This is a genomic window from Aminobacterium sp. MB27-C1 (assembly GCF_030908405.1).
Lineage (GTDB): Bacteria > Synergistota > Synergistia > Synergistales > Aminobacteriaceae > Aminobacterium.
Genome location: NZ_CP133089.1, coordinates 1,875,167 through 1,901,107, shown reverse-complemented (window position 1 = coordinate 1,901,107; position 25,941 = coordinate 1,875,167). Strand labels below are relative to the sequence as shown.

Below are 25,941 nucleotides of genomic sequence, written 5' to 3'. Positions count from 1 at the left end.
ATACCAGCGGCGAGCCGGTGTAGCTCAGTTGGTAGAGCAGCTGACTTGTAATCAGCAGGTCCCCAGTTCGAGTCTGGGCGCCGGCTCCAGTAAATAGTTAAAAATGTGGTGGGATGGCCGAGTGGTCAAAGGCTGCAGACTGTAAATCTGCCGGCGTTCGCCTACGTAGGTTCGAACCCTACTCCCACCACCATTTATATGTGAAAAGCCGACTTAGCTCAGCAGGTAGAGCACATCCATGGTAAGGATGGGGTCTCCGGTTCGAGTCCGGAAGTCGGCTCCATGGATTAGGAAGGATTCCTGACGTTTTCAGGGATCCTTTTTTTGTGCTTCTTTCTATAGCTTAGAGTAAAACAATTCGTACTCTTTACTTTATATTCAATATGCTTTACTATTAATATAGTACAACAAGGGCTCTGCTTCCTAGTAACATTTTAAGTAAAAGGTAGTAATTTTTCTATTGCTATCATGAAACCTAAATCGCATTTTTTAGGTTCTTAAAGCCTCCATTTATTTTTGTTCCCCATCCGCGATCTTTCTATTTTCATAAAGCCCATGTGAACATAAATATGCGTTGCACGTAGCTAGGCTTCTTATTGGAGCCTTGCTTATGTTAATTCGTAGAACGAGCGTGAAGGCTCGAAGGTAGGGGCGTGGTAATTTTTAAAGGAGGGAGATAAATGGTGGAAGTTGGGCGTGAAAAGTTTTTAAAACGGCGTCATTTGATATTTGCGGCTATCGGATCCGCTATCGGGCTTGGGAACGTCTGGCGTTTCCCTTACATGTGTTACAACTATGGTGGGGCAGCCTTCTTGGTGGCGTATGTTATAGGCCTCTTTGCCATTGGTATTCCTTGGCTCGTTACAGAATTTGCTATGGGGCATTATTTTCAGAAGGGAGCTCCCGAGGTTTTTTCAAACATTGGCAAAAAATGGGAGTGGGTGGGCTGGTTTCCCGCTGTATCAGCCTTTTTGATTGACTCATACTATTGTGTCATTATGGCATGGACCTTGATTTACATGTTCAGTTCAATGACTCTTGCTTGGGGAGTTGGCCCGGCAGGAGCAGAAGGGGCAGGTCCTTACTTCTTTGAACAAGTTCTTCAAATCACCGATGGGCCAGGAGTTCTCGGTGGTATGCGGTGGCAGATCGTTTTGTCTTTGGCTTTTACATGGATTGTGATTTATTTTGTTATTCGACGTGGTGCTGAAATTATAGGCAAGGTGTCAGAAGTCGTGATGACATTAGCGTGGATCCTTATATTTGCAATCATAGCCAGAAGCGTAACTCTTATAGGTGCTGTTGACGGACTTAACTATTATCTGGATATCGATTGGTCTGTTCTTAAGGGGCCAGGTGTTTGGTTTGCGGCCTTTAGCCAGATTGCATTTACCATGTCTTTGGGAATGGCCGGTATGTATGCTTATGGCCGGTTTATAGCAAAAAAAGGTGATATTACAAATAACGCAATTATTACAGGTCTTGCAGATTCAGGTTTTGCCTTTCTTGCCGGTTTTGCAGTCTTCAGTACAGTAGGATATATTATGCAGGCTTTGGGAGTTCCTTTGCAAGATGTTACGATTTCTGGAATAGGATTGGCTTTTGTAACATATCCTGTTGGTGTTTCTCTGATGCCTGCCTTGAACACGCTCACTGGAGTTTTGTTTTTCCTTATGTTCTGGATTATAGGCTTGAGTTCCGCTTACTTTTTGGCATATGGTGGTTTCATGGTTCCATTAATTGATAAATTTGGCTGGAAACGTGAAAAAGTGGTTTTCTGGGGCTGTCTCGTATGTTTTTTAGTAGGACTCCTTTATTGTACAGGTGGAGGACTGTATTGGCTGGACATTATAGATAGAACTGTCGCTTTCTATACGCTCCTCTTGGGTGGAGCTATTGCTTCGCTTGTTGTTGGATGGGTCTTTGGTGCTGATAAGTTGCGAAAGCACGTCAATGCTACATCTGATATCAAAGTTGGACCGTGGATGGATGTGCTCATCAAGTATGTTGTTCCTGCTGGTCTTCTTTTTGTTGTGATTTATGGAGGTTTTATGCAGGATTTAAAAAAACCCTACGGAGGGTATGGAGTATGGGCTAATTTCATTTGGATTCTTATAGCTGTCGTGCTCATCGTTAGTTTTATTTTACAAAATATGAAATCAAAAATAGAGATCGAGAAGGAGGGGAAGTAATATGACTGGTACTGCGATCTTTTCAGCGATTTTTATGGCGGTTGTAATTATCGGAGGATTGTTATATTGCTTCAGTAAAATGGGAAAAGGAGGAGGTGAATGGGAGGATTAATGTGAATTTATATTTTCTCGATCTTAAGTTTGCCAACTTGTAATCAAAAGCTTTTGGGTTCAAGTTTGTGCATTAAATTCTTTTTTGAAAGTCAGACTCGGGAGGAATTCCCTTCCGAGTCTTTTTATGTATAGAGATGTGGATATTCTTGACTCGTATGGTAAAATCTCTTCCGAGTCTTTTTATGTGCAGAGATATGGATATTCTTGACTCGTATGATAAAATCTGTTCAGTACGATTTACAGTTGAGTATTAAACATGGAATACAGAGCCCGAAAGGGCAGAGATTCTATATACGCAGGGAGGCCTGAGAAGAAATGGCAAAAGAGAAGTTTGAAAGAGCGAAGCCCCATCTTAACGTGGGAACGATAGGACACATAGACCACGGAAAGACGACGCTGACAGCAGCGATCACAAAATGTTTGTCGACGAAGGGCTGGTCGAATTTTGAGGCGTACGACATGATCGACAAGGCGCCAGAAGAGCGTGAGAGAGGAATCACGATCAACATTTCTCACGTAGAGTATCAGACGGAGAATCGTCACTATGCTCACATAGATTGCCCTGGTCACGCAGACTATATTAAGAACATGATCACGGGAGCAGCTCAGATGGATGGAGCCATTCTTGTTGTATCAGCAGCAGATGGTCCAATGCCTCAGACACGAGAGCACGTACTTCTTGCCCGTCAGGTTAACGTTCCAGCCGTAGTCGTGTTCATGAACAAGACAGACCAGGTTGATGATGAAGAGCTTCTTGATCTTGTTGAGATGGAGATTCGTGAGCTTCTGAGCAAGTATGAGTTCCCCGGAGACGAGGTTCCCATCGTCCGCGGATCCGCATTGAAGGTATTGGAAGAGGGCACAGGCGAAGAGAGCGATCCTATAAGCAAGTGCATTTGGGACTTGATGGCTGCATGTGATTCTTATATTCCGACTCCGCAGCGAGAGACAGATAAGCCCTTCCTTATGCCGATAGAAGACGTATTCACCATCACTGGCCGTGGCACAGTAGTTACAGGCCGAGTGGAGCGAGGAATGGTCAAGGCCGGCGAAGAAGTTGAGATCGTAGGCATGAAGCCAGATACGACGAAGACAGTAGCGACCTCCCTTGAGATGTTCCGTAAGATTCTTGACGAAGCCATAGCGGGAGATAACGTAGGAATACTTCTTCGTGGTATCGACAAGGAAGACGTAGAGCGTGGACAGGTATTAGCGAAACCAGGTTCTATAACACCCCACACGAAGTTTAAGGCTGAGGTATACGTGTTGAAGAAAGAGGAAGGCGGCCGTCACACCCCGTTCTTTGCTGGTTATAAGCCGCAGTTCTATTTCCGAACAACAGACGTAACCGGAGGTATCAAGCTTCCTGATGGAGTAGAGATGGTTATGCCGGGAGACAACGCGACCTTTGAGGTAGATCTGATAGTGCCAATCGCCATGGAGGCAGGACTTCGTTTTGCCGTTCGTGAAGGTGGACACACTGTCGGAGCTGGCGTTGTTACCGAGATTCTTGGCTAAATTAAGAGAGGGGAACAACTATGGCAGCTGACATTATTGGTCTGCAGTGCACGGAGTGTAAGAGAAGAAATTACACGACCACTGTTAATAAGAAAAAGCAGACTAAAAAACTTGAACTAAACAAATACTGCAAATGGTGTGATAAACACACCTTGCATAAAGAAACTAAGTAGTGTAAAATACACACTGCTCGCAGGTCCGTAGCTCAATTGGCAGAGCACTGGTCTCCAAAACCGGGGGTTGCAGGTTCGAGTCCTGCCGGGCCTGCCATTTTTTTTGTTTAAAGATAGGAGGCCGAGGTATGGAAAAGATCCTCAGCTTCGTGCGAGAAGCAAAAGCAGAACTTAAGAAAGTGACATGGCCAGGAAAAAAACAAGTGTGGTATTCTACGCTTGTCGTAATTGCTTTTACCCTTTTTGTTGCAGCATATCTTGGCATTGTCGACATGGCATTAACTGGAATCTTCTCGAAGGTTATCAGTTAGGCTTTCGTGTTTATGGAATTATTAATGGGGTTAAATAGATTGAGTAGGGAGGTGAGGGGGCCAAGTGAGACCCCCTTTGCGTGATGGAAAGTAGCAGCGAGAGACGCTGGTATATAGTTCAGACATACGCTGGATACGAGAATAGAGTAAAGGCAAATCTTGAACAGAGAATTGCCACTATGGGCATGGAAGACGAAATATTTAGTGTCTTGGTTCCTGTAGAAGAGCGTGTTTTTGTCAAAGACGGCAAAAGCAAGAAAGTTACTCGCAAACTTTATCCGAGTTATGTGCTCGTGGAAATGCGACTCAATGATCAGTCCTGGTATGTCGTACGTCACACTCCCGGAGTAACAGGCTTTGTCGGAGCAGGGAACCACCCCATTCCTCTTTCCGAAAAAGAAGTTAAAGAAATTATGAATAAGATTGGGAAAGATCAGAGTAAGCCGAAGATTGAGATGAACTTGAAACCTGGAGATATTGTCAAGGTGAAAAGTGGTCCCTTTGAAGGACAAGTTGGTCCTGTTGTCGAAATTGTTCCAGAGAAGGGAAAAGTCAAGTTTACAGTTACTGTCTTTGGGCGTGAAACTATAGTAGAGACTGACTATATGGAGCTAGATAAGCTCTAAAAATAAAGGAAATTTAAAAGCGGGCACACCTCGTTGTAGATGTTGTTTAGAGGGGTGCTCTGTGCTAATGAGAGGAGATTTGTAGTAATGGCGAAGAAAGTAATAGCGCAGATCAAGTTGCAGCTGCCTGCCGGTAAGGCTACACCAGCGCCTCCTGTAGGTCCAGCCCTTGGTCAGCATGGCGTAAACATCATGGAGTTCTGTAAACAGTTTAACGCCAAAACATCTGATCAGGCAGGGATGATTATTCCTGCAGTTTTAACTGTTTATGCTGACCGAAGCTTCACCTTCATTCTGAAAACACCTCCGGCAAGCGTTCTCTTGAAGAAGGCTGCTGGCCTTGAGAGAGCATCAGGTGAGCCGAATAAGGTGAAGGTCGCAAAAGTTAGTCGCGATAAAGTTCGTGAAATAGCAGAGCTTAAGAAAAATGATTTGAATGCTAACGATGTAGAAGCAGCTATGCGCATGATCGAAGGTACCGCACGGTCTATGGGTATAGAAATCATTGACTAATAGCTTTTTTTAAGTTTTTACCCGTGGCAGGGCTGAAAACCCGTTACGACCACAAGGAGGAAATTATTATGGCAAAGAAAAGTAAAAGATATGTTGCTATAGCAGAAAAAGTTGACAGTTCGAAGCTTTATGGATTACGAGAAGCTATTGAGCTATTCAAAGAAGTTGCTACCGCGAAATTTGATGAGAGTCTTGAAATTCATATCCGCCTCGGCGTTGATCCCCGCCATGCAGACCAGCAGGTTCGTGGGACAGTTGCATTGCCCCATGGAACTGGTGTAACCAAACGAGTTTTAGTTTTGGCTATGGGCGAAAAGGTAAAAGAGGCAGAGGAAGCAGGCGCGGACTTTGTCGGCGGAGATGATATGATTCAGAGAATAAGCTCTGGCTGGCTTGATTTTGACGCGGTTATTGCGACCCCCGACATGATGAAAAATGTTGGCCGTCTTGGTAAAGTTTTAGGTCCTCGTGGCCTCATGCCAAGTGCCAAGGCTGGAACAGTTACATTTGATGTGGCTGATGCCGTTAAAGAAATCAAAGCGGGTCGTGTGGAATTCCGTGTTGATAAATCAGCAATAATTCATAATATGGTCGGTAAGAAAAGTTTTGAAACACAGCAACTTTTCGAAAACATAAAAGCCCTTTATCAGACAATATTGAAAGCACGTCCTGCATCAGTAAAGGGAACCTATGTAAAAAGCTTTTATATTGCTCCGACTATGGGCGTAGGGATTAAGATTGATCCTTCTGCTGCTGCAAAAGAAGTAATAGATCAAAAGTAGCAGGTCAGTCATTGTAAGTTAAGGTATTTAGATTTAAAATAAAATATCGAAATTCAACAAACCAGAGACAGTGGGCGCCGTGGCGCTTAATGGTAAATACCGCCCACCGAGGTTTGGGGATACGTACATAAAAGAACGCTGAGTTCCTTTTCGTGTATAAAAATCTCCCGGCCTTGGTGTCGGGAGATTTTTTTTAGGGAGGAGGTGAACCCATGCCTGCAAACGTTAAATTTGAGCAAGTTGATGAGTTAAAAGAGATGTTAAGCAAAAGTGAGGCTGTTTTTATAGCAGAGTATCGTGGACTTACCGTTGCCCAGTTTACAGATCTCCGTTCTAGAGTTCGTCAAGCTGGTGGTGAGATGAAAGTTGCCAAAAATACACTCTTTAAGATTGCTCTCCGAGAAGAAAACAAGCCAATTCCAGAAGATATTATGACAGGACCGAATGTCTATACTTTGGCTTATGAGGATCCTGTTGCTGTGGCGAAAGTCTTCAAGGAATTTTCTAAAGATAAGGCAAACAAAGCATTTATCACCAAAGGTGGCGTGTTAGGAGAAAATGTCCTTAATGCTGCTCAGGTTGATGCTTTGGCCGATCTCCCATCCAGAGAAGTACTTATCGCACAGGTTGTCAGCACTATTGCTGCTCCTCTCTCTGGACTTGTTACCGTTCTTTCTGGTCCTATCCGAGGTTTGGCTACATGCCTTTCTCAGATCAAAGAAAAGAAAGAGCAGGCTGCATAAAGGTTGCATAACCCCATATTGGGGAATCTAAAATTTGAGAAAAGTTTTAATTTAAGGAGGAACAATAGAAATGACCCATGAAGAGATCATTCAGGCTATTGAAGGTATGACAGTACTTGAGCTTTCCGAACTTGTGAAGGCTCTTGAGGACAAATTTGGAGTTTCCGCTTCCGCTCCTGCCATGGCTATGCCCATGATGATGGCCGGCGCTGGTGCAGCTGCTGGTGCAGCAGAGGAAGAGAAAACAGAGTTCGACGTAGTTCTTAAGGGCGCCGGCTCCAACAAAATCGCGACAATCAAAGTTGTTCGCGAAGTAACAGGCCTTGGCTTGAAAGAAGCTAAAGAGCTTGTTGACAATGCTCCCAAACCTGTTAAAGAGGCTGTTAGCAAGGATGAAGCAGAAGAGCTTAAAAAGAAGTTCGAAGAAGCCGGAGCTGAAGTCGAAGTTAAGTAGTTTCAATCATAACGTAGCATATGAGAGGGCTGTCCATTTAAGGACAGCCCTTTTTTGCAATAGGAGGGGTCCTTTTGGAATTCAAAATACCACCGTCCTATAAAGAGGCTATTGCAGAACAGCGAAACATAGCTTCGAACGTTTATGTAAATGATGAAGATTTTCCTCTTAAAATTGTTGCTGGAACAGATGTTGCGTATAGTAAAAAGGGAAAAAATGCCTGGGCTATCGCAGGGATTGTCGTTATGGAATGGGGATCATTTCGCCCTATTGAGCATGTTCATGCCGTATATCCCGTTTCCTTTCCTTATTTGACAGGGCTTCTTTCCTATCGCGAGCTCCCTGCCCTTTTAGAAGCTTATAAGAAGTTGAAAAGTAAACCTAATTTCTGGATGGTTGATGGCGCTGGAATAGCCCATCCCCGTAAAATAGGCTTAGCCTCTCACTTTGGAGTTATAACGAATTCTGTTACTATTGGTGTTGCTAAAAGTCGGCTCATTGGGGAGTATTGTGAACCTAGAGAAGAAAAAGGGTCTTTTTCCTCTCTAGTGTTCAATGAAGAACGCGTAGGAGTTGTTTTACGTTCTAGAACAGCAGTAAAACCTTTATTTATAAGTCCGGGACATAAAATATCAATCGAAAAAGCAATGCGTCTTGTTTTAGAGGCATGTATACGTTACAGATTACCTGAGCCAACACGGGCGGCTCATAATTATGTAACAGAGGTGCGTCGTAAGTTTATTGAAAAGGGCGGTGAAGTTTTATGATCGATACTCATGTTCATGTTTACCCCCCAGATGTTATTAGGGATTTTGAAAAAATATCGGAGCGTGAAGATTATTTCAGTTTGCTCTCTCACGGTAAAGTACATAAATGGGCTACTGTGGAAGACGTTATCAGACAAATGGATGAAGATGGCATTCAACAATCGTGGATATTCGGTTTTGCCTTCAGAGATTTAGGGTTGTGCAAACATTGCAATGACTATGTTATTGAATCCATAAAAAAATATCCTGACCGTTTAAAGGGATTGGCTGTTGTTCCTCCTCTAGATCCCAAAGCAGAAGAAGAAGTAGTTAGGTGCGCAGAAAGAGGTCTTATCGGCGTAGGTGAACTCTTCCCTGGAGGGCAGGGGTTTGATATAGATGACGTTCGTCAGACGTGGCGTTTAGTAGCTGTTACCCAAGAGGCAAACATGGTGCTTCTCTTTCACACAGCAGAACCTGTTGGGCATGATTATCCCGGAAAAGGAAATGTTGGGCCTCGTGAAGCCGCTCAATTTTGTATAAATCATCCTGAAGCCAAAGTTATCTTTGCTCATTTTGGTGGAGGGTTATGGCTATATGAACTTATGCCGGAAATGAAAAGATATCTTAAAAATGCTCGTTATGATATAGCTGCTTTGCCATGGTTATATAAATCGAAAATTTTAGAAGCCGTAAATAGCGCCGGAATAATGGGAAAATTTTTTTATGGATCTGACTTCCCTATCCTCTCTTTTGAAAGGTATAAAGAGGCTATAAATGGCCTTTTTGAGAAAAATAGAGATATAAAGAAGCTGTTTGTGGAAAATGTAGAAAAGTTTCTGGTGTCGGAGCGTTGACTTTTTTGTCATAGTGAAGAAAAACCAGTGATGAAGGCTATTGGTAGAGAAGTAGAAAAAGTGAAAAGACAAAAAGTGTGAATATTTGTTCTTTTTTATTCAATACTTTGTGGGGGTTGACGGGTGCAGATTCAGCCTATATACTATCCCTTGCGTTGGTCGAGTGGCGAATAGGGCGGATAGTTCAGCGGAAGAACACTTGCCTTACACGCAAGGGGTCACAGGTTCGAACCCTGTTCCGCCCACCAATTGCCTTTTTGTGAATTTTGACAGTCTCATGGTGGGGTCGTAGCTCAGTCGGTTAGAGCGTCGGCCTGTCACGCCGAAGGTCGCGAGTTCGAGTCTCGTCGGCCCCGCCATTTAAATATAAGGGACAAGGCGGGATAGCTCAGTCGGTAGAGCAGCGGACTGAAAATCCGCGTGTCCCCAGTTCAATTCTGGGTCCCGCCACCATTCACAATTTACGAGAGAAAATGCGGAAGTAGCTCAGGGGTAGAGCACAACCTTGCCAAGGTTGGGGTCGCGGGTTCAAATCCCGTCTTCCGCTCCATGGAATTTTCTGTGGCGGCGGCATAGCCAAGTGGTAAGGCAGAGGACTGCAAATCCTTTATCCCCGGTTCGAATCCGGGTGCCGCCTCCATTTTCAAAAGAATATAATGACATTCCTCGGTAGCTCAATCGGCAGAGCGGGTGGCTGTTAACCACTAGGTTGCAGGTTCGAGTCCTGCCCGAGGAGCCAGATAATTCAAGCCGTTTCGAAAAATCCGAAACGGCTTTTTTGTTTATTAGAAAACTTGTTAAGACAAACAGAAAAAAATCACCCTGCTCAAAACTTGAAATCTTAAGAAAGCATCTCTAAAAAAGCACTAATCCTTGTATTAATTTGACCTGTATCTGACTGAGAGAAATCTGTTTCCAATGTAAGGTATGGAATGTGCTTTTCTTCGGTTACAAATTTTCTCATTCTGTATGATTCGATAGCAAAAGTATGGCATGCATGGAGAAGTACCTCTATTACCCCGTCGACGCGATATTCATCAAGCATTATTTCCATATCTTTTATTCGTCCCGGGTTAGGACTCATTACTGAACAATTTACCCGCAAATATTTTTCAGCTAGTGCCAAATATGGTTCCTTATTTTCATCAACTAAATCTTTTTGAGCTCTTGGGCCAGAACAATTTTCAAATGCAACTATATCAGCTCCAAGTTCTTCGATTTGACGGATGATCTTTTCTCTTACTCCCCCTGTAGGACACCCTGTAATTAAAATTCGAGGACGAGATGCTTGCCCTTTATAGTTGCTTTCGTAATCGTTGCGTAGCTGATTTGTTCTTTTTTCTAGAAGATTTATTTTCTCTTCAGTGTCAAAAAGAAAACCATTGGCGTCTACTACTGTATTTATTTCATATCCCGAAATAGGTGAAGGTTTTAATTTACCTATTTCAAAAAAATCAACGAGGGCCTTTCTTTCTCTGTTAACAAGTTTAATAGCCTTATGAAGGTCATCTTCAGTGATTTTTACGTTGAATTTACTAGAAAGTGCATCCTTAAGTCTTATCATTTCTCCACGCCAGCTATTAAGGGCACCATATCCGTCTCTTCCTTGCGGTAATTGCATTACATGCGTATCTTTAATTTCATTCATCCATTCGTACATTTTCTTTTTTCCATCACATGTTGTTTCAGCTACGATTATGTCTGAGAAGTAGAAATAGGGGCATGTATCAGATATTGCTGAACCAAAACTTGATTTAATCAATGGGCATAAGTTTTTAGGTAAAATCTTCTCCGCAAAGTGAATTGATTCTTCATTTACTCCGCATAAACCAACAGGAACTGCACCTGAGGCCAAAATAATCTCTGTAGGAGTATAGCTACAAAATAATCCGACGACCTTCTTTCCTGTTTCCTTCAATTCTTTTAATCGTATAAAGCCTTCTTTTCGTGCTTCGGAATAACTATGAAAATTTTCGGGTAGCTTTAGCATGATAAAACCTCTCTTTTATTTTGTGAGTTTTTCTGCGGAGATAAGTGCGGCTCCTAATGCTCCTGCGTATTTCCCTAAGGTGTGCGTATATATTTTGTGCCCTAATTTTTTGGAAAGCTGATCTGCAAAATAAGGAATATGACTAAGTCCTCCAGTTAAAATACAAATTCCATTAATATCATGCTGATTGGCTAACATGACTACCCGTGATACCACTGATTGGATAATTCCAGCGGCTAAATCTTCTTTGGGACGTCCAGCACCTATGTAACTTATAACTTCGGATTCAGCAAATACCGTACACATTGAGCTTATTGGGATAGGATCTCCTTTTGCCGCTAAAGAAAATAAGTAATCAATATCGACATTTAAGCGATTGGCCATAACTTCTAAAAATTTTCCAGTGCCAGCAGAACATTTATCATTCATTAAAAAATGCGAGACGGCTCCCTTTTCTATTGTGATAATTTTGGTATCTTGCCCGCCTACGTCAATAACTACGCTATCTTCAGAGAAAAGATAATAGGCGCCTTTCCCATGGCAGGTAATTTCAGTTATTACCTTATCTGCGTAATCTACAGAAATACGCCCGTAGCCTGTAGCTACTATTTTGGTACTTTCGGAATGTACATCAATTCCTAGAGAGCTGAGTTTCTGTTTTACCCGAAGAGCACTCTCTTTGCTACTCCAACCAGTAGGTAAGTCAAAATAATGTACAATCTTTTCTCCATCGAATACGAGTGTTTTTGCTGCGGTTGAGCCAATATCAATTCCTATGTAATTCAACAAATTCCCCTCCGTATACAAATTCCATTTAATTATATTAATCATAAACAAAGTGTCAATGAAAATATTAAGTAAGAATCGTAAATGAGAATTGACAGATAACGTAGAGCAATATAATATACCGAAGTTGAGTATTCCTATGCTTGATAATAATTATTCTGAAAGGAGATCTAAATGCGAAAAAATTTTGCACGCGTATCTATTCTATTCATAGCATTGATGATAATTAGCATAATATCAGGAGTTGCCGCTGCTGCACAAAAGCAAACTCTCAGAGTTGGTGTAGAGGCGTGGATGTTGAAAAAGTTTGATCTTCAGAATGCTGCTCAAATTTTTATGAAAGACCATCCAGAGGTAGAAGTTGAATATGTGCAAGTAGAAACAGCTGATAATACATCATATTTACTGCAATGGTCTCAGAAGAAAACAAGCGTAGATATGGTTATCGGCGGAAGTCGCGAAAATGCAGTTCCTTATGTAGCGAAAGATTTATTAATGAATTTTGATGAAGGCTTTTTTGACCAAAAAGTGGCAAGAGAAGATTTTATCCCAGCCTTTCTTGATTTAGGGAAAATTGAAGGAACGCAATATCTTATTCCTATTCAAGGACAAATTATGTATGTGACAGTAAGAAAAGATCTCATGAAAAAAGCTGGATTAACAGATAAAGAAGGGAATGTTATTCCAGCTAAAAATTGGGATGAATTTTATGAGTATGCTAAAAAATTGACGGAAAAAGAAGACAATAAAGTTGTGACTAGCGGTTTGGCAATAGATTGGGGTAAAAACTTTATGGCATATTCCTATCTTTCTTCTTTACAAGGAGTTAGGGGAAGCATTTATGCAAATGAAAAATCGAATATAATTGATTTTAGAAGCGATGAAGCAAGTCATATGTTGAAGGTTTGGAATAACCTTGTAAAAGATGGCTACACCCCTGTTGATACTTTTGCTGATATGGATGCTGGTAGAAGTAATTTCCAAGCAGGAAATGTAGCAATGCATATTTCTTCCGTTTCCAGATGGAAAGAAGCATCAGAGATTTTAGGGGCGGATAAGGTTACCGGAATGCCTTTACCTGGTGCCGATAGAAACGGAACGATAGCATTTGTATCGGGGATAATGATTCCTAAGGTTTCTGAAAATCCTGAGCTTGCAAAATTATTTATTAAAGAAAGGCTTATGGATAGAGAGTTCCAGCTTTGGACTTTGAACAAATACGGGAAAATGCCTGTTTTAAAAAGGAATTATGAAGGTGCAGATGCCCCCATATGGAGCGAGATTTTGAAGTCTGCTGTGAAAGCTGGGAGTTGCCCCCTTTATAAAGATTGGCCGCGATTAGATAATGAAATGAATATTCAGCTTCAGTCAGCTATTATGGGTAAAACACCGATAGAAAAGGTTTTGAAAAATTTAGATGGGTATGTTCGTTCTATAAACACTTCATCTGGTCTATAGTCTTTTTAACATTGAAAAGAGGAATAACCAACAACCACAAAGCAAGTATAGTCTTGCTTTGTGGTTATTTTATCATATCTTTTGAGGTGTTTATATTTTGAAAAAAGACGACTATCATTACGATTTTCGAAAAAAAAATAGTTTTTTGTTTGTCCTGCCTGCCTTGTTTTTTATTTTTGTGTTTATGGTTTATCCCTTAGCACGGTCTTTTTATCTCAGTTTGACAGAATACAATTTTGTTTTTGATAACGAACCTCGCTTTATTGGTTTTTCCAATTATATAAAATTATTTTCTGATAAATATTTCATAGATGCTCTAAGCAATACATTGTTTTTTTCTTTTTGTTTTTTCCCTTTATTAATAGTGATTTCTTTTACTCTAGCCTTATTAATTAATAAACGCTTAAAAGGAGTAGCAATCTTTAGAACATCAATATTTTTACCAGTTATAGTGCCATTAGCACTAACAGGAATTATTTTTCAATGGATTTTAAACGAAAACTATGGCTTAGTTAATCATTTTTTGGTTAATATCTTGAATATGCCTCAGCTAGCATGTAATTGGCTTACTCATGAAAAATGGGCTATGTACAGTATTATCTTGATAAGTTTATGGAAATATGTAGGAATTGAAATGATATTGTTTTTGGCAGGCTTACAGACAATTCCCAAAGAGTTACATGAAATGGCGAGAATGGATGGCTTAAATCCTCTGCAAGAAATTTTTTACGTGATTATTCCAAATCTTAAAGAAACATTTGTTGTTGCTGGAATCTGGGGGATTTTAACGTCTTTAAAAATATTCGAACCCTCATTTGTTATGACACAGGGTGGACCTGGAACTTCAACATTAGTGTTGTATCAATATTTCTGGCAAAGTGCTTTTAAATATTACGATATGGGCTATGCCTCAGCTATTGGTTATTTTATGGGGCTTATGGTTATTACTTTGTCTTTAATTAATGTATGGCTAGCCCAGAAGAAAGTATAAATTTTTGAAGAAGCGGTGATTATATTGAATAAAAAAATAATCCATCTATTTCTTTATTATCTTATTCTTGTTGGGTGCTCTTTTCTTTTTCTTCTTCCTTTCTTATGGACGTTAACTACGTCGTTCAAACCTGATTCTGAAATTTATAGTAAAACTTTTAATTTCTTCCCTATAAACTTTGATTTTTCGCATTATGAAAATCTCACACAAGGATCTAATAAATTTTTTTGCTATTTTTCTAATACAGTAGCTATATCCATTGTTACTATTGCGTTGGTGCTTCTGTTAAGCGCGTTAGCAGGATATGCTTTTGCTTCACTGGAGTTTAAAGGGAAAAAATATTTTCTTTTCTTTATGTCTATTGTTATTACTGTTCCTTTAGCTACATATTTAGTTCCTATATATATGATGGAAGATAAGTTTGGGTTGATAAATACGCGATGGGGATTGATTTTACCCTATGTAGCTGTGAATTTACCTTTTGCTTCATTAATTATGAGAGCAAGCTTTAAAAAAATTCCCAATGAATTGATAGAAGCGGCAGTTATTGATGGTTGCAGTTTGTTTCAAGTGTGGCTCAAAATACTGCTTCCACTTGTGAAACCAGGTTTGTTTGTAGTTACTATACTTACCTTTATTAACGTGTGGGGTGAATTTATGTTTGCTAAAACGCTTGCGAACACTTACGTTGCACAAACTCTTCCTGTAGGAATAACTTTTTTGAGAGATGAAGCGGCATCATGGCAGTACGGGACGTTGTCTGCTGTTATTATTTTATCTTTAATTCCAGTTGGGAGTTTGTTTTTAATTTTACAAAAATACATCGTAAAAGGTCTCAACAAAATTTAGGAGAGTGTGACATTGAAAAGATTACAACTAAACAACGTTAATAAAATTTATAAAAATGGAGTTCATTCAATAAAAAGTTTAAATTTGGATATAGAAGATAGGGAATTCATTGTTATTGTAGGGCCTTCTGGATGTGGAAAGACGACTTTACTCAGGATGATTGCAGGACTTGAAGAAGTTACTTCTGGAGATCTATATATCAGTGGTATAAGAGCAAATAATATTGAGCCTAATAAAAGAGATATTGCCATGGTTTTTCAAAATTGTGCGTTATATCCTCATATGACAGTTTATGAAAACCTCGCCTTCGGTCTTAAGATGAAAAAAGAGAAGCCATCAAAAATTGAAGAAAAGGTTATGGCAGCTTCCCATATATTAGATATAGAAGAGTTGTTACAAAGAAAACCTGATCAAATTTCGGGAGGTCAAAGACAGCGAGTTGCGTTAGGTCGAGCAATAGTCAGGGAACCCCAAGTCTTTTTAATGGACGAACCTCTTTCGAGTTTGGATGCTAAACTCAGAGTTCAAATGCGTGCTGAAATTATAAAACTTCATAAAAGATTGAAGGCTACATTTGTTTATGTTACTCATGACCAAACAGAAGCGATGACTATGGGGTCTAGAATTATTGTTATGAGAGATGGGCTTATACAGCAAAATGATACTCCTAGAAACATTTACAATGATCCATCTAATATTTTTGTGGCGAGTTTTATTGGTTCACCTCAGATTAATTTGGTGGAAGCAAAAGTTGTTGAGGATAAGAGCGAAATAAAATTAATTTTTAAAGAGGGAATGCTTTTTTTACATAAAGAGCAGCAGAAAATTCTAAAGGATAAAGAATACGTAGGGAAATCGATAGTATTGGGAGTTAGAGCGGAAAACGTTTCTTTCGAAATACCCCCTGTCGAAATGAAACCTTTAACAGGTTGTGTAGAGTTCACAGAACTTTTAGGTTCTGAAACGCTCGTGTATATAAATACCCAAGTAGGTAGTGTTGTAGGTAAAATGCCGGCAGATTATGATATAGAGGTAGGTAAATATGTGAAGATATACTTTAATTCCTCAAATGTTAACTTGTTTGATAAAGAAACTGAATTACGTATCATATGAAATAATATAATTTTGTTAGTTGCATGTTCGAGTCTTGCACGAGGTACCAGATAATTCAAGCCGTTTCGGATTTTCCGAAACGGCTTTTTTTGTTATTTTCTAACCAGTTTTAAATGCATTAGGTTAACAAGATAACTAAATAAGATAAATATATAAAAATATACTAGTGAATTTATTGACGAATCAATATTAGGGTGTTATTATCCAGTTATCTTGATAACATATTTTGTTTAACGCAAGTTGATGAGAAAATTTTAATGAAAAATCTTTGTATTTTTCATGCTCTTATAAATTAAGCTAACTAATTTACTTACGTAAGGAGGAAACGATGTGGCAGATAGAAAAGAGTGTATTCGCAGCTATAAGGGAGAGATGGTTTGCTGGCGAAGAGATTTTCACAAACATCCTGAAACAGGATTTGAAGAAATTCGTACGTCGAGAAGAATCGTAGAGATATTAGAGGATTTCCCGGGTGTTAGCGTTGTAAAGAATTTCTGCAAAACTGCTGTCATCGCGACAATAGAAGGAAATAGCGATGGGCCAGTAATTGGCATAAGGGCAGACATTGATGCTTTGCCCATAGTGGATCAGAAAGATGTAGATTACAAATCGCAGAATCCTGGCGTGTGTCATGCTTGTGGACACGATGTCCACACTACGGTTGCCCTTGGTGTACTGAAATACTATTCAGAACACAGAGATGAGTTGAAGGGAGCATTGAAAGTTGTTTTCCAGCCTGCAGAAGAGGGGCCGGCTCCTGGTGGCGCCAAGCTGATTACTGATAGCGGACAGGTTGATGATATTGATGTAATGATTGGGTTCCATACGAACCCAGACCATCCTGTTGGCACTATGCTTCTGCGGAGAAATGAAATGTTGGCTAGTGCAGATAACTTCATAATAGCGATCAAGGGAACTGGTGGTCACGGCGCTTATCCTCATCAGACAAAAGATGCTCTCATGACCGGAGTGGAAGTTTATAACGCGTTGCAAAACATGTTGACTCGAGAGCTTGATCCTGTGAAATCTACAGTGTTATCCATATGTTCCTTTAATGCAGGAACTCCAAAGGGAACAAACGTTATTCCTCCTGTAGTCACTATGAGCGGAACGGTCAGGACCTTTGATAGTGAAGTCAGAACCTTTGTCTTGAAGAGAATAAAAGAAATACTTGAGAGTGTCTGTGTATTAAGAGGGTGTTCCTCTGAAATTGATATAGAGACTATAAGCATTGCACTTAAAAACGAAGACGACATGATTGATATTTTTGAATCTGTAGGAAATGAAGTTCTGGGTGCTGAAAATGTCTCGTATATGGAACTGCCTGAGATGGGGTATGACGATTTTGCATATTATGGTTTGAAATCTAAAGCAAGTTATTTTTATTTTGGAACCTCTAAAGTAGATGATTTGGGCAAAATTACATTCCATCATCCATTATTTGACGTTGACGAAGAATGTCTATGTATCGGGGTTGAATTACTAACCGGGATCATGGACAAAATAACAGAAAACATGGAGGTATAGGCATATGGAAAGCTACGCATCGATAGCAAATAGTCCTCTTCTTTGGGGGATAACAGCACTTGCGGTCGGATTAGTGTTATTTCAAACCATAATCTTTTTGAAAAAGAGCTTTAAAGCAGGAAAAGAGATGGGAATAAGCGAGGAAAAAATGAAAACAGCGTTTATAACAGGCTCTATTTCCTCAATAGGTCCATCGATAGTCATCGTTATTGGAATGGTTTCTTTGCTTATTGTTGTAGGTGGCCCCACTGCATTAATGAGATTGGCATATATCGGTAATGTAGCTTATGAATTGCTTGCGGCTCAATTTGCTGCTGATGCTTACGGAGTAGTGCTCACAGATCCCTCTATTCCTCAAGGTGTTTTTGTAACAACCTTATGGGCAATGGCAGTAGGTTGCATTGGATGGATTGTTTTTACCGCCTTGATTACAGACAAAATGGATAAGTTCAAAAATAAATTTACTGGCGGTGCTTCTAGAATGGTTCCTGTTATATCAACAGCTGCAATGTTGGGAGCCTATGGATACTTAAATGCAGGATATGCAATTAGTATGGATGGAAAGACAGTTGCTTTGTCGGCGGGGTTCCTCCTTATGTTGGCTATTATGATTTGTTACAAGAAAACGAAAAAGAAATGGTTGAACGAGTGGGGACTTACGATAGCTATGGTAGGCGGCGTTTTGTGCGCAGTACTTATCTAGGAGGAAAAAACGATGAAAAACTACTATAACGATACATATATTCCACAAATTACAAAGGCCGGAAAATGGACATGCTGGATAGGTGCTTTCCTCGTTTTCTTTCCTGCCTTGGCAGTTACATACCTTTTTAATATCGTTCCCGAGAAAGGGCCTCTTATGGTTGCATTGGTAGCCCAGTTATCCGTGAATGCAGTATGGTGGTTCATTGAGCCTATTTCTTTCTTTCCGATACTCGGTATTCCAGGAACATATATTTCTTTCTTATCTGGAAATATAAGTAATCTTAGAATTCCTTGCGCAGCAGCAGCTCTTAAAGCGACAAATACGGAAGTTGGATCTGAAGAGGGCTCGGTTATATCGACGATAGGCGTAGGAGCCTCAGTTTTTGTTAATATTATTTTGCTTGTTGTAGGAGTTATCGTAGGAACCAAGCTTATTGCTATGCTTCCCAAAAATGTTACCGATTCTTTTTCATTTTTGCTTCCGGCCCTGTTTGGTGCAGTTTTTGCCCAGTTTTCATTGGACGATGTGAAGTCTGGTGTATGCGGTATGGGGCTCGGCATTCTCTGTTTGACTCTGTATAACAAAGGGTTGTTTAATTGGCTTCCGTTAGATCCATATATCATAAATATTTTGGTTCCTATTTTCGGTACGATGTTATTTGCCAAACTTACATATAAAGATAACAGTGTTGATGCTAGTGAATAAAAATTAACACTATAATGTCTTAGCTTCACTGAGGAAAGATAAAAATTTATTTGCTATTAATAACGACCCTGTCTCTGATTAGAGCTGGTTTTATCTAATCAGGCACAGGGTTTCTTTTATCCAGTCTTCAAGACTATCTTCTCTTTGTCTTCTGCGGTAAGATGATAACAATTAATGTGTATGGCTCTTATAGAGCTTCATTGCTAACGCCGGTTTTATACGAGAGGTGGATATGTTAATGAGTAATAAGGCAGTTAAAAAAATTTTAATAAAAACTACCTACGATATGATTGGAGATCAGGGAATTACCAACGTTACTATACGTAAAGTAGCAGCAAAAACTGGTTATAGCTCTGCAGCCCTCTATCGACATTTTGAAAACTTCGATCATTTATTGACCTATGCGTGCATTGGTTATTTGGAACCTTACGTAGAGGACTTCAAATACTTTAAAAGATTGAGTAACAACTCTCTTGAAATTGCCATACAAATGTGGGCAAATATCGCTCGTTCTTCATTCTTTACGCCAGAGATATTCGCTCAACTTTTTATAGGTCCTTATAGAGATCAGGTGTATCAGATAATAAAAGATTATTATTATATTTTTGATATGGATGTCTTTAACGTAGGAGAAGTATCTCAACTTATGCTTCAAATGGGGGAGCTTTTCTTTGAAAACGAAAACTATATAAAACACTCCAGCACAAAATATACAGAAGAACAGATAAAAATTTTAAGTGATCTGACCGTATATACGTACTGCGGAATGCTTGGTACGTTGATGAAAAAAGAATATAAGGTTGCTGAAATTGAAAAAATGGTCGATAGTTTTCAGGCATCACTAAAATATTTATATTCATAGAACTTGGTGCGTTTCTTCCTTAAAGGGACTTGCCAAAAGAGTATATTAGGTGTTTAATAAACGAGTTTTGATATTCCTCGGTAGCTCAATCGGCAGAGCGGGTGGCTGTTAACCACTAGGTTGCAGGTTCGAGTCCTGCCCGAGGAGCCAAATTTTAGAATTCAAGATGTTTTTACATATAAGAATCCCTTGCAATCGCAAGGGATTCTTTTTTGTCCTTTTGGTGCTTCTGAGTATTAACGTACGAAAATGTATGTTAATTATTAGCAGGTAATGGAATATTATACATGTATTGTGCGTTAGGCCATTGTAGCCAAAATAGATTACCATTACTATCTTTAGCCAAGAAGTAAATAGGCTCTTCTTGCGGATAAGATGATGACATGTTATGCCGAATATAATCGTTTAAACGCCAATTGTTGTTGGAAGAAGAGAGTATCCTTTTTCTTGGGTCACTGATTTTATCTTGAAGAAGTTCGTTATATAGATCTACATGGGCCATACGTAATATGAATGGATTTTGTTTTAATGGAGAAGCACCTTTATTGCGAATACCGAGAAGGAATTCCCTCAAATGGAAGAGACGGTGGCAATCCTTTGTGTTTCTGATATAAAAACCTACGTTTGGAGGAACAGGCAGCCCTGACAAAATAGTATTTTCCAGAATTTCAAAGATATCCGGATTATCCCAGGCACAGTCTACATAACACTGTTCTCCATCTCCAGTTACATGGATCCATTCTTCCAAGTCTAGATTAGCTCCAATTGAAGAGTTCCAGTCGGACATCCCTGTTCGAAGATTAGGTAGACAGCTATTCAATGAATAGAGAAGTTGATTACAATATTCCACAATGTCTTTCTTGCCTTCATCGTCAAGAGGAAAGTTAAAATCTTCTTCCAGAAATGCAAGTTCAAGAAATGTCGAGCCTTCCATTGTTGTTGAGAGGGGGACCTCTCCTTCAGGGGTAAGCGTCACCGCTCTGCATAAATTTTCAAGTAGATTAACATAATCTTCTTTGGCAATGTGTGAGGCATTCTCGTTTGCTGTGTTGATGCAGAGAACGATAGCTTTCTCTATTGACTCGTAACTTATTGCATGGCATCTAACTTGAAATGGGTTGAGTTTTATTCCCTCTTGTACCGATTTGTCAAAATCTAGTCTGCCCGGAGTTATATCCAAAACTGGATTCCCTGACGTTATCTTTGTGAGAGGGAGTGTGTTCATTTTAAGAACATTTATTTTTAATCCCACTTGGCAAGTGTTGAACGGCATACATAAAAGAGAGCGATATTGTTTATCATCTTTTGTTCCTACTAAATCACTTTTCCTATCACCAGCTCCAAAGGCTATACCGGTTGCGGTTATCCATTTGTTGTCGGAGCCCTTCAACTGCAGGAAAGCATCCCAAATTTGTGGAATTTTGCCACTTCCAGGATAGATTCCGCAGACGGAATAGGTTCCCCTTATTCCTTTTTCCATAACGATGCCGTCAGGTCCTTTACCGCCTCTAAGCAAGAATCCTGATACATTATGTCCTGGAGAAAGTTCCAGAATCTTTATGCCTTCCACTCCTTCCAATCGGGCAAGTAGGCAGTGGAAACAAGCTGTTTCCAAATCGTTGAAAGCGGCCTTGTTCTCGGTTTTTTGGGTTTTTTCGAAGTTTTGAATAGATGTCAAGATAGCCTTGCCGTCTATGGTAAGGATGCGGTGGAAATTGGTCCATCTTGCATTCTGTGGGCTATCTAGCCTTTCTCTGGAAGCAAATTTCCCGCAGCTTCTGAACCATTTTACGAACTGAGACGCAAATTTTCTATCTTTTGCAGTCTCCGTACACTCCTGTTTGGTCACTTCGTTGCATAAGTCTATCATGGGGTAGACAGGCAAGTTGGCAGTATCTTTCTCTGTTGTCCATGGAGATAAGGGCTTTCCTAAGATGACGTAGATTTTATGTTCTGTGGTTCCCAGCGGTTCGACTTTTCCTTTTACCTTGAAATACCATTCCCATTGTTGAGTGTAACATTGGGAATGTGCTCCAGAAAGAGTATTATCCTTCAAAGGAAGTTTAACAGTATAGTTTCCGCTTTTCGTAACTGTAAAGTTTATCTCTGGGATTCTTCCTAAAAGGGATTTCTCAGGTGTCCTGGCACCTATAGTGACAACAATTTTCTCATTGGTGAAATTGTTGCAGTTGAGGGTTGCCTTGACGAATATGTTTTCTGTCTTTTCTCCCTGATTATGATAGAGAATCGATGCGTTCTTAAGTTCCGAAGAATTCCATTCAGGAAGCACAGGATCATGGTCGAAATCAGGTCTCCCTAACAGCGCTCCTGCATCGATAAGTGTTTCATCGTAGAAGGCGATGGATTTAACTAAAAGGGTGCACTCTTCGCTACCAGTAGGTTGAGATGGATCGGTGTTGGGAAAATGGTGTATTTCCCTGTATCCCTTTATTCCTCTACTGACAGCCAGGATAAAGGCTCCATTTGCTGCAAGATATTCCGGACTTTTTATGCATTTGCTTACACAATAGAGGAATCGTACCATGAAGGGTCTTGTCCCAAAGGGGTTATGTGTGATCCAAGCACAATAAAACGAGTATAGTATAACGCTCAGTTCAAAGCACCCGTATATGGCAAGAATAAACTCGAGAATATCTTTAGAATCTGGCTCGTCTTCTATCATTAGATTCGATAGTGAAGGATCAGAAGTTAAGCAATTCCTCAGTAGTAGCGACATTGAACCGTTGAGTTTCTGTTTCTCCTCGTCTTTAAATCCCCTCGTAGCTTCAAGACCTGTTACGGAATGCAATATTTGCAGGAAGACTTCAGCGGCGAAACGATTTTGCCATTCTTCCATGTTGCTAAATCCTGTTTCATTATCGGGCATGGCGAATTCGAACGGAGGTAGTTCTCTGTCTAAGACAGTATTTTCAATAAGGGTTACTTCTGTTTTCGAATATGCGAGGTTCCCACCATGGAGGATCTCTGCGCCGTTGCCTTCTTGAGAAAATATCCATAGAGCCTTTAGATCGGGGGCGAAGTAGTAAGGTGCTACATCAGCGTATTCTGTTAGCTTCTCTGCTGTCAAGGCAGAGGAAAAGATACAGATACTATCCAGATGTCCTTGGAGGCCGTTGTTGAAAGTTCTTCCCTTCTGACAGTTGCCCAAGTATATTTCGGCTCCTTCTGTTCTTGCTGGGGACGTTGAGATGGTATGGCTCCCAGCGGGGGATCCATCTATGTGAAGGCTTACTGAGGTACTAGAGACAGTCGCGGTTAGGTCTATCCATCTCTGAGCTTTGATCTCTCTGTCGAAGGTAAAACGTTTCTCTCCCAATGAAAAAAATGGGCGAGTCTGTTTATCGGATAAACCCAAACATACGGATCCTGGTTTTTCAGGTGTGCCGTTACAAAAGATATATGTGTCATTATCCTCTGTCGTAATGCCAAGATACACTTTAGCTAATAATGTGAACGTTGAACACTCTTTACTTCCTGGGTTGACGGGAGCGGTTCCTATAGGAACAATACAACCTTCTTTCCCCGGCGTAATACCATATACCAGATTCACTATGTCGCAACCTCCCGTCAGCTGTAGCTTATGTTTACGGGAACTGCGGTCAAGCGGTTCGTACTCCCCAAAATCGGCCCATAATTCAATCTTATCTCGGGAAATATGATGATTGGAGAAGAAGAGTTTTTGTACTTCATCTTTATCTAGAGCTTGGGAGTAGAACTCCACATCTTGTAAATAGCCCTCCATAAGGCCCATTTTCCATGGAGTATTCTTGTCGATGAAAGAAGATTGAGAGGAAGATGTTTTGGCTGACAGTGCGGGAAAACCTTGTAAATATATTATGACGTTGGTTTTGTCGTAGACGATGTCAACTTTGTTCCAGTCCCTTTCTGCAAGAGGGTCTTTAGCGATGTCAAGAGTGAAGGTTCCTAGTCCCTTTGAGAAAAAACGAAGAGCACCCTTTACTATTTCTAAGGAAAAAACGCCTTCTTGGGTGATTATCGTGGCATTTGATTCCCGGCTAGAGATATAGAATCTTGCGCTAAGGGTGAAAGGAGTACTGCCGCATAGGGATATGAGTGGGGGATCATTTATGATGGCACAGTCGGGAGGGTTGCATTTCAGAGAGAAAAAACTTCTTCTCTGATGGCTCATTTCATTGCCTCCCACAGAGTTTGCTTGACTGCGGCGCTATCTCTGTGGGGATTGTCGAATATCTCATTCGTAGGTGCTTTTACTAGTGCTTGCATATTGTTGTCTCCTACAAGGATACCTTCAGCGAAAAAAGTACAGCCTTCTTTTGAGGAAGGATCATTTTCTTGGGGGCATAGTTCCAAGTTATAAACCTCGTCGCCGGGCACTTCCCATATGCCTGTAAGTTTAAGGATTTCTCCAGTTTGATGTATAAAGTGGCAGTTGCCAGTTACTTCTGATGCTCTCATAGCTCCCTTGTCAGTAACAATCGGATGGTCTTTAGTGCAGACAAGGTCAAGACCGTTTAGTGTGTGGAAGTGGATCATGTCATCTTTTTCATTACCCCTAATACATTGTGTTACTACAGCAGTATAACCGTTGGTGTTCATCTGTACTAAGTCACCGATCTTTATAGTTTCGATAGGGCGTTCACATCCGTCAGCCATGAGAATTTTAGTTCCCTTAGACAAGCATCCCCACAGAATATGCAGGCATCTGGAAAGGGCGGCATTAGAAGGTATAGGGGGGGCCAGCGTGCTACTGATCTGTATGCTGCCTCTATCACCGCTCTCTCTTACATATTGAACAGTGAAGTAGATGTCGACTTTGTCTTTTTGAGGTAATCGGTTAGAAGGAACATTTGTCTTCCAGTCTGGATCAAGGTCGAAGAAAAAACCATTTGTGTACTTTGCCGGTGCATCCTGACCTTTAACGAACCTGTCTTGCAGCGGAATTTCTCTGTCTGTCTTCGTGTAGCGTGCAATACCATTTTGGCAGTCTAGTTTCAGATCAAAGGTACTAAGATCAATACATCTAAAAGGATCACTGTCATCTTCGAACTCCACCCATGCGGAGAGAGGCGCGAAGAGACGTTGTTTTCCAGTAGCAGGATCGAAGCTTTCCTCATAGATGTAATCAATTTCCTCTTCGGCAACAGGTCTGCGGTTGTAGCAAATATTGATGGGGCTCTCTTGGGTGGAATCCTTTTTGACGGGTTTTAGTAAGTGTACTTCTTTTACTTCGCCAGATAGATATATTTGCGACTCTATATTGCGGCTGCTCAGAAATCCTTTAAGTTGTCCATTTGTCGCTTCTGCCCAATGGGAAGTATAGTCTATTTCCAGTACGTTTGAGGCATAGTCCGCAGGATCGAAATCAGAACAGAGTACCAGTTTCGTGTGATCTGTCTCCTCAGTCGTTTGGGCAAAGGTAGCTACATGTTCATCTTTTGACGTGCGTACTTCGATTTTTTCGTCTATATAAAGAGCTTTTGAAACGAGAGATGTTGATGCTTTGATTACGAGAGAGTGGCTTTCCTTATCCCATTTGATGATTCCTATTTCAGCTCCATCTTCGAATCCTTCTGTCTCTTTCTCCTTAACTTCCCCTTGGGAAATCAATGCCGTTGTTCGTAAAGCATTATAGAGAACAGGCAATTTTTCTTTAACGATTTGTTCGCCACCATACATGTCAAAAATCCATTGGTCATGATGAGGATCACCAAATTTTATAGGTATGCTTTCTCCGGGTTTTCGCAGAATCCTTGCTAACTCCATTCTTTTCATGATACTCCTCCTTTTGTTTGTAGCAGATTTGCTGGTGGAGATCAAAGTGTTGTAGATGCTGCTTGTAAAATATTAATGAATTTTTAAACAATTTATTTTGTAATTTGTTATTAACTTAATTTTGCTAAGAAAAAATTTTTGCTGAAGCTA

23 protein-coding genes, 11 tRNA genes and 1 other annotated feature are annotated in these 25,941 nt (G+C 40.4%); of the genes, 30 read left to right on the top strand and 4 right to left on the bottom strand.

The genetic code is table 11. From position 1 onward, the window contains the following. Positions 1 to 13: 13 nt before the first annotated feature. The 21 genes from RBH88_RS09245 (at position 14) to RBH88_RS09145 (ending at position 9,768) form a co-directional block, all read left to right on the top strand. A tRNA-Thr gene (locus RBH88_RS09245) sits at positions 14 to 89 on the top strand. An 18-nt stretch (positions 90 to 107) separates the two neighbouring features. Continuing rightward, positions 108 to 193, top strand: a tRNA-Tyr gene (locus tag RBH88_RS09240). 14 nt (positions 194 to 207) lie between these two features. Continuing rightward, positions 208 to 283: transfer RNA gene (locus RBH88_RS09235), tRNA-Thr, on the top strand. A gap of 397 nt (positions 284 to 680) precedes the next feature. Then, entirely contained in the window at positions 681 to 2,192 is a 1,512-nt protein-coding gene (locus tag RBH88_RS09230; protein WP_213699425.1) for a sodium-dependent transporter, read from the top strand. A 429-nt stretch (positions 2,193 to 2,621) separates the two neighbouring features. Beyond that, positions 2,622 to 3,824 carry an elongation factor Tu gene (gene tuf, locus RBH88_RS09225; protein ID WP_307879570.1) on the top strand — a complete coding sequence of 401 codons (1,203 nt, stop codon included), beginning with the start codon at positions 2,622 to 2,624 and terminating at the stop codon, positions 3,822 to 3,824. A 20-nt stretch (positions 3,825 to 3,844) separates the two neighbouring features. Then, the gene (gene rpmG, locus RBH88_RS09220) at positions 3,845 to 3,997 is read left to right on the top strand and encodes a 50S ribosomal protein L33 (protein ID WP_213691346.1); all 153 of its coding nucleotides are present in this window, start codon (positions 3,845 to 3,847) and stop codon (positions 3,995 to 3,997) included. 21 nt (positions 3,998 to 4,018) lie between these two features. Next, positions 4,019 to 4,094, top strand: a tRNA-Trp gene (locus tag RBH88_RS09215). A gap of 31 nt (positions 4,095 to 4,125) precedes the next feature. Beyond that, positions 4,126 to 4,308, top strand: coding sequence for a preprotein translocase subunit SecE (gene secE, locus RBH88_RS09210; RefSeq protein WP_213691345.1), 183 nt, complete (start codon positions 4,126 to 4,128; stop codon positions 4,306 to 4,308). 83 nt (positions 4,309 to 4,391) lie between these two features. After that, complete coding sequence (gene nusG, locus RBH88_RS09205; protein ID WP_213691348.1) at positions 4,392 to 4,934, top strand: transcription termination/antitermination protein NusG; 543 nt, start codon at positions 4,392 to 4,394, stop codon at positions 4,932 to 4,934. Positions 4,935 to 5,021: 87 nt separating this feature from the next. Next, entirely contained in the window at positions 5,022 to 5,447 is a 426-nt protein-coding gene (gene rplK, locus RBH88_RS09200) for a 50S ribosomal protein L11 (protein ID WP_213691344.1), read from the top strand. Positions 5,448 to 5,515: 68 nt separating this feature from the next. Further along, positions 5,516 to 6,229, top strand: coding sequence for a 50S ribosomal protein L1 (gene rplA / locus RBH88_RS09195; RefSeq protein ID WP_213699467.1), 714 nt, complete (start codon positions 5,516 to 5,518; stop codon positions 6,227 to 6,229). 43 nt (positions 6,230 to 6,272) lie between these two features. Then, positions 6,273 to 6,432, top strand: a sequence feature (ribosomal protein L10 leader region). A gap of 9 nt (positions 6,433 to 6,441) precedes the next feature. Continuing rightward, positions 6,442 to 6,972 (top strand): 50S ribosomal protein L10, encoded by a 531-nt coding sequence (gene rplJ, locus RBH88_RS09190; RefSeq protein ID WP_213691342.1) that lies wholly within the window; start codon positions 6,442 to 6,444, stop codon positions 6,970 to 6,972. Positions 6,973 to 7,036: 64 nt separating this feature from the next. Beyond that, entirely contained in the window at positions 7,037 to 7,426 is a 390-nt protein-coding gene (rplL, locus tag RBH88_RS09185) for a 50S ribosomal protein L7/L12 (RefSeq protein ID WP_374047608.1), read from the top strand. Positions 7,427 to 7,500: 74 nt separating this feature from the next. Further along, positions 7,501 to 8,193 (top strand): deoxyribonuclease V, encoded by a 693-nt coding sequence (gene nfi, locus RBH88_RS09180; RefSeq protein ID WP_307879569.1) that lies wholly within the window; start codon positions 7,501 to 7,503, stop codon positions 8,191 to 8,193. Further along, positions 8,190 to 9,029 (top strand): amidohydrolase family protein, encoded by an 840-nt coding sequence (locus RBH88_RS09175; protein WP_213691340.1) that lies wholly within the window; start codon positions 8,190 to 8,192, stop codon positions 9,027 to 9,029. Before nfi ends, RBH88_RS09175 begins: the two co-directional genes overlap by 4 nt. 173 nt (positions 9,030 to 9,202) lie before the next feature. Continuing rightward, positions 9,203 to 9,277, top strand: a tRNA-Val gene (locus tag RBH88_RS09170). Positions 9,278 to 9,311: 34 nt separating this feature from the next. Beyond that, positions 9,312 to 9,388: transfer RNA gene (locus RBH88_RS09165), tRNA-Asp, on the top strand. Positions 9,389 to 9,406: 18 nt separating this feature from the next. Next, positions 9,407 to 9,482: transfer RNA gene (locus tag RBH88_RS09160), tRNA-Phe, on the top strand. A 22-nt stretch (positions 9,483 to 9,504) separates the two neighbouring features. Next, positions 9,505 to 9,579, top strand: a tRNA-Gly gene (locus tag RBH88_RS09155). 16 nt (positions 9,580 to 9,595) lie between these two features. After that, positions 9,596 to 9,669 (top strand) — tRNA-Cys (locus RBH88_RS09150). Positions 9,670 to 9,692: 23 nt separating this feature from the next. Beyond that, positions 9,693 to 9,768: transfer RNA gene (locus RBH88_RS09145), tRNA-Asn, on the top strand. Between the two features lie 102 nt (positions 9,769 to 9,870). Here RBH88_RS09145 and RBH88_RS09140 read toward each other — a convergent pair. Continuing rightward, positions 9,871 to 11,019 carry a double-cubane-cluster-containing anaerobic reductase gene (locus RBH88_RS09140; RefSeq protein WP_213701398.1) on the bottom strand — a complete coding sequence of 383 codons (1,149 nt, stop codon included), beginning with the start codon at positions 11,017 to 11,019 and terminating at the stop codon, positions 9,871 to 9,873. 15 nt (positions 11,020 to 11,034) lie between these two features. Then, positions 11,035 to 11,805 carry an acyl-CoA dehydratase activase gene (locus RBH88_RS09135; RefSeq protein ID WP_307879568.1) on the bottom strand — a complete coding sequence of 257 codons (771 nt, stop codon included), beginning with the start codon at positions 11,803 to 11,805 and terminating at the stop codon, positions 11,035 to 11,037. A 174-nt stretch (positions 11,806 to 11,979) separates the two neighbouring features. Here RBH88_RS09135 and RBH88_RS09130 point away from each other — a divergent pair, with 174 nt between their 5' ends. From RBH88_RS09130 to RBH88_RS09090, 9 genes are all read left to right on the top strand, one after another. Continuing rightward, positions 11,980 to 13,263, top strand: a complete 1,284-nt coding sequence (locus tag RBH88_RS09130; protein WP_213701396.1) for an ABC transporter substrate-binding protein — start codon at positions 11,980 to 11,982, stop codon at positions 13,261 to 13,263. A 97-nt stretch (positions 13,264 to 13,360) separates the two neighbouring features. Next, complete coding sequence (locus RBH88_RS09125) at positions 13,361 to 14,254, top strand: carbohydrate ABC transporter permease (RefSeq protein WP_307879567.1); 894 nt, start codon at positions 13,361 to 13,363, stop codon at positions 14,252 to 14,254. A 24-nt stretch (positions 14,255 to 14,278) separates the two neighbouring features. Continuing rightward, a complete protein-coding gene (locus tag RBH88_RS09120) occupies positions 14,279 to 15,103 on the top strand; it encodes a carbohydrate ABC transporter permease (RefSeq protein WP_213701394.1) in 825 nt (274 codons plus the stop codon). Positions 15,104 to 15,115: 12 nt separating this feature from the next. Beyond that, complete coding sequence (locus RBH88_RS09115; protein ID WP_374047586.1) at positions 15,116 to 16,216, top strand: ABC transporter ATP-binding protein; 1,101 nt, start codon at positions 15,116 to 15,118, stop codon at positions 16,214 to 16,216. A 330-nt stretch (positions 16,217 to 16,546) separates the two neighbouring features. After that, positions 16,547 to 17,743, top strand: a complete 1,197-nt coding sequence (locus RBH88_RS09110; protein ID WP_213701392.1) for a M20 family metallopeptidase — start codon at positions 16,547 to 16,549, stop codon at positions 17,741 to 17,743. Positions 17,744 to 17,747: 4 nt separating this feature from the next. Beyond that, positions 17,748 to 18,446 carry a DUF5058 family protein gene (locus RBH88_RS09105; RefSeq protein WP_213701391.1) on the top strand — a complete coding sequence of 233 codons (699 nt, stop codon included), beginning with the start codon at positions 17,748 to 17,750 and terminating at the stop codon, positions 18,444 to 18,446. Between the two features lie 12 nt (positions 18,447 to 18,458). After that, entirely contained in the window at positions 18,459 to 19,154 is a 696-nt protein-coding gene (locus tag RBH88_RS09100; protein ID WP_213701390.1) for a hypothetical protein, read from the top strand. Between the two features lie 238 nt (positions 19,155 to 19,392). Continuing rightward, a complete protein-coding gene (locus RBH88_RS09095; RefSeq protein WP_213695386.1) occupies positions 19,393 to 20,016 on the top strand; it encodes a TetR/AcrR family transcriptional regulator in 624 nt (207 codons plus the stop codon). A 74-nt stretch (positions 20,017 to 20,090) separates the two neighbouring features. Continuing rightward, positions 20,091 to 20,166 (top strand) — tRNA-Asn (locus RBH88_RS09090). Positions 20,167 to 20,272: 106 nt separating this feature from the next. On the opposite strand, the gene RBH88_RS09085 is transcribed toward RBH88_RS09090, so the two are convergent. Together RBH88_RS09085 and RBH88_RS09080 are read right to left on the bottom strand one after the other, a co-directional pair. Next, positions 20,273 to 24,187, bottom strand: coding sequence for a LamG-like jellyroll fold domain-containing protein (locus RBH88_RS09085; RefSeq protein WP_307879565.1), 3,915 nt, complete (start codon positions 24,185 to 24,187; stop codon positions 20,273 to 20,275). After that, positions 24,184 to 25,791: a Hint domain-containing homing endonuclease gene (locus RBH88_RS09080; protein ID WP_307879564.1), complete on the bottom strand. Its 1,608-nt coding sequence runs from the start codon at positions 25,789 to 25,791 to the stop codon at positions 24,184 to 24,186. The genes RBH88_RS09085 and RBH88_RS09080 overlap by 4 nt, the downstream gene beginning before the upstream one ends. Positions 25,792 to 25,941 lie beyond the last annotated feature (150 nt).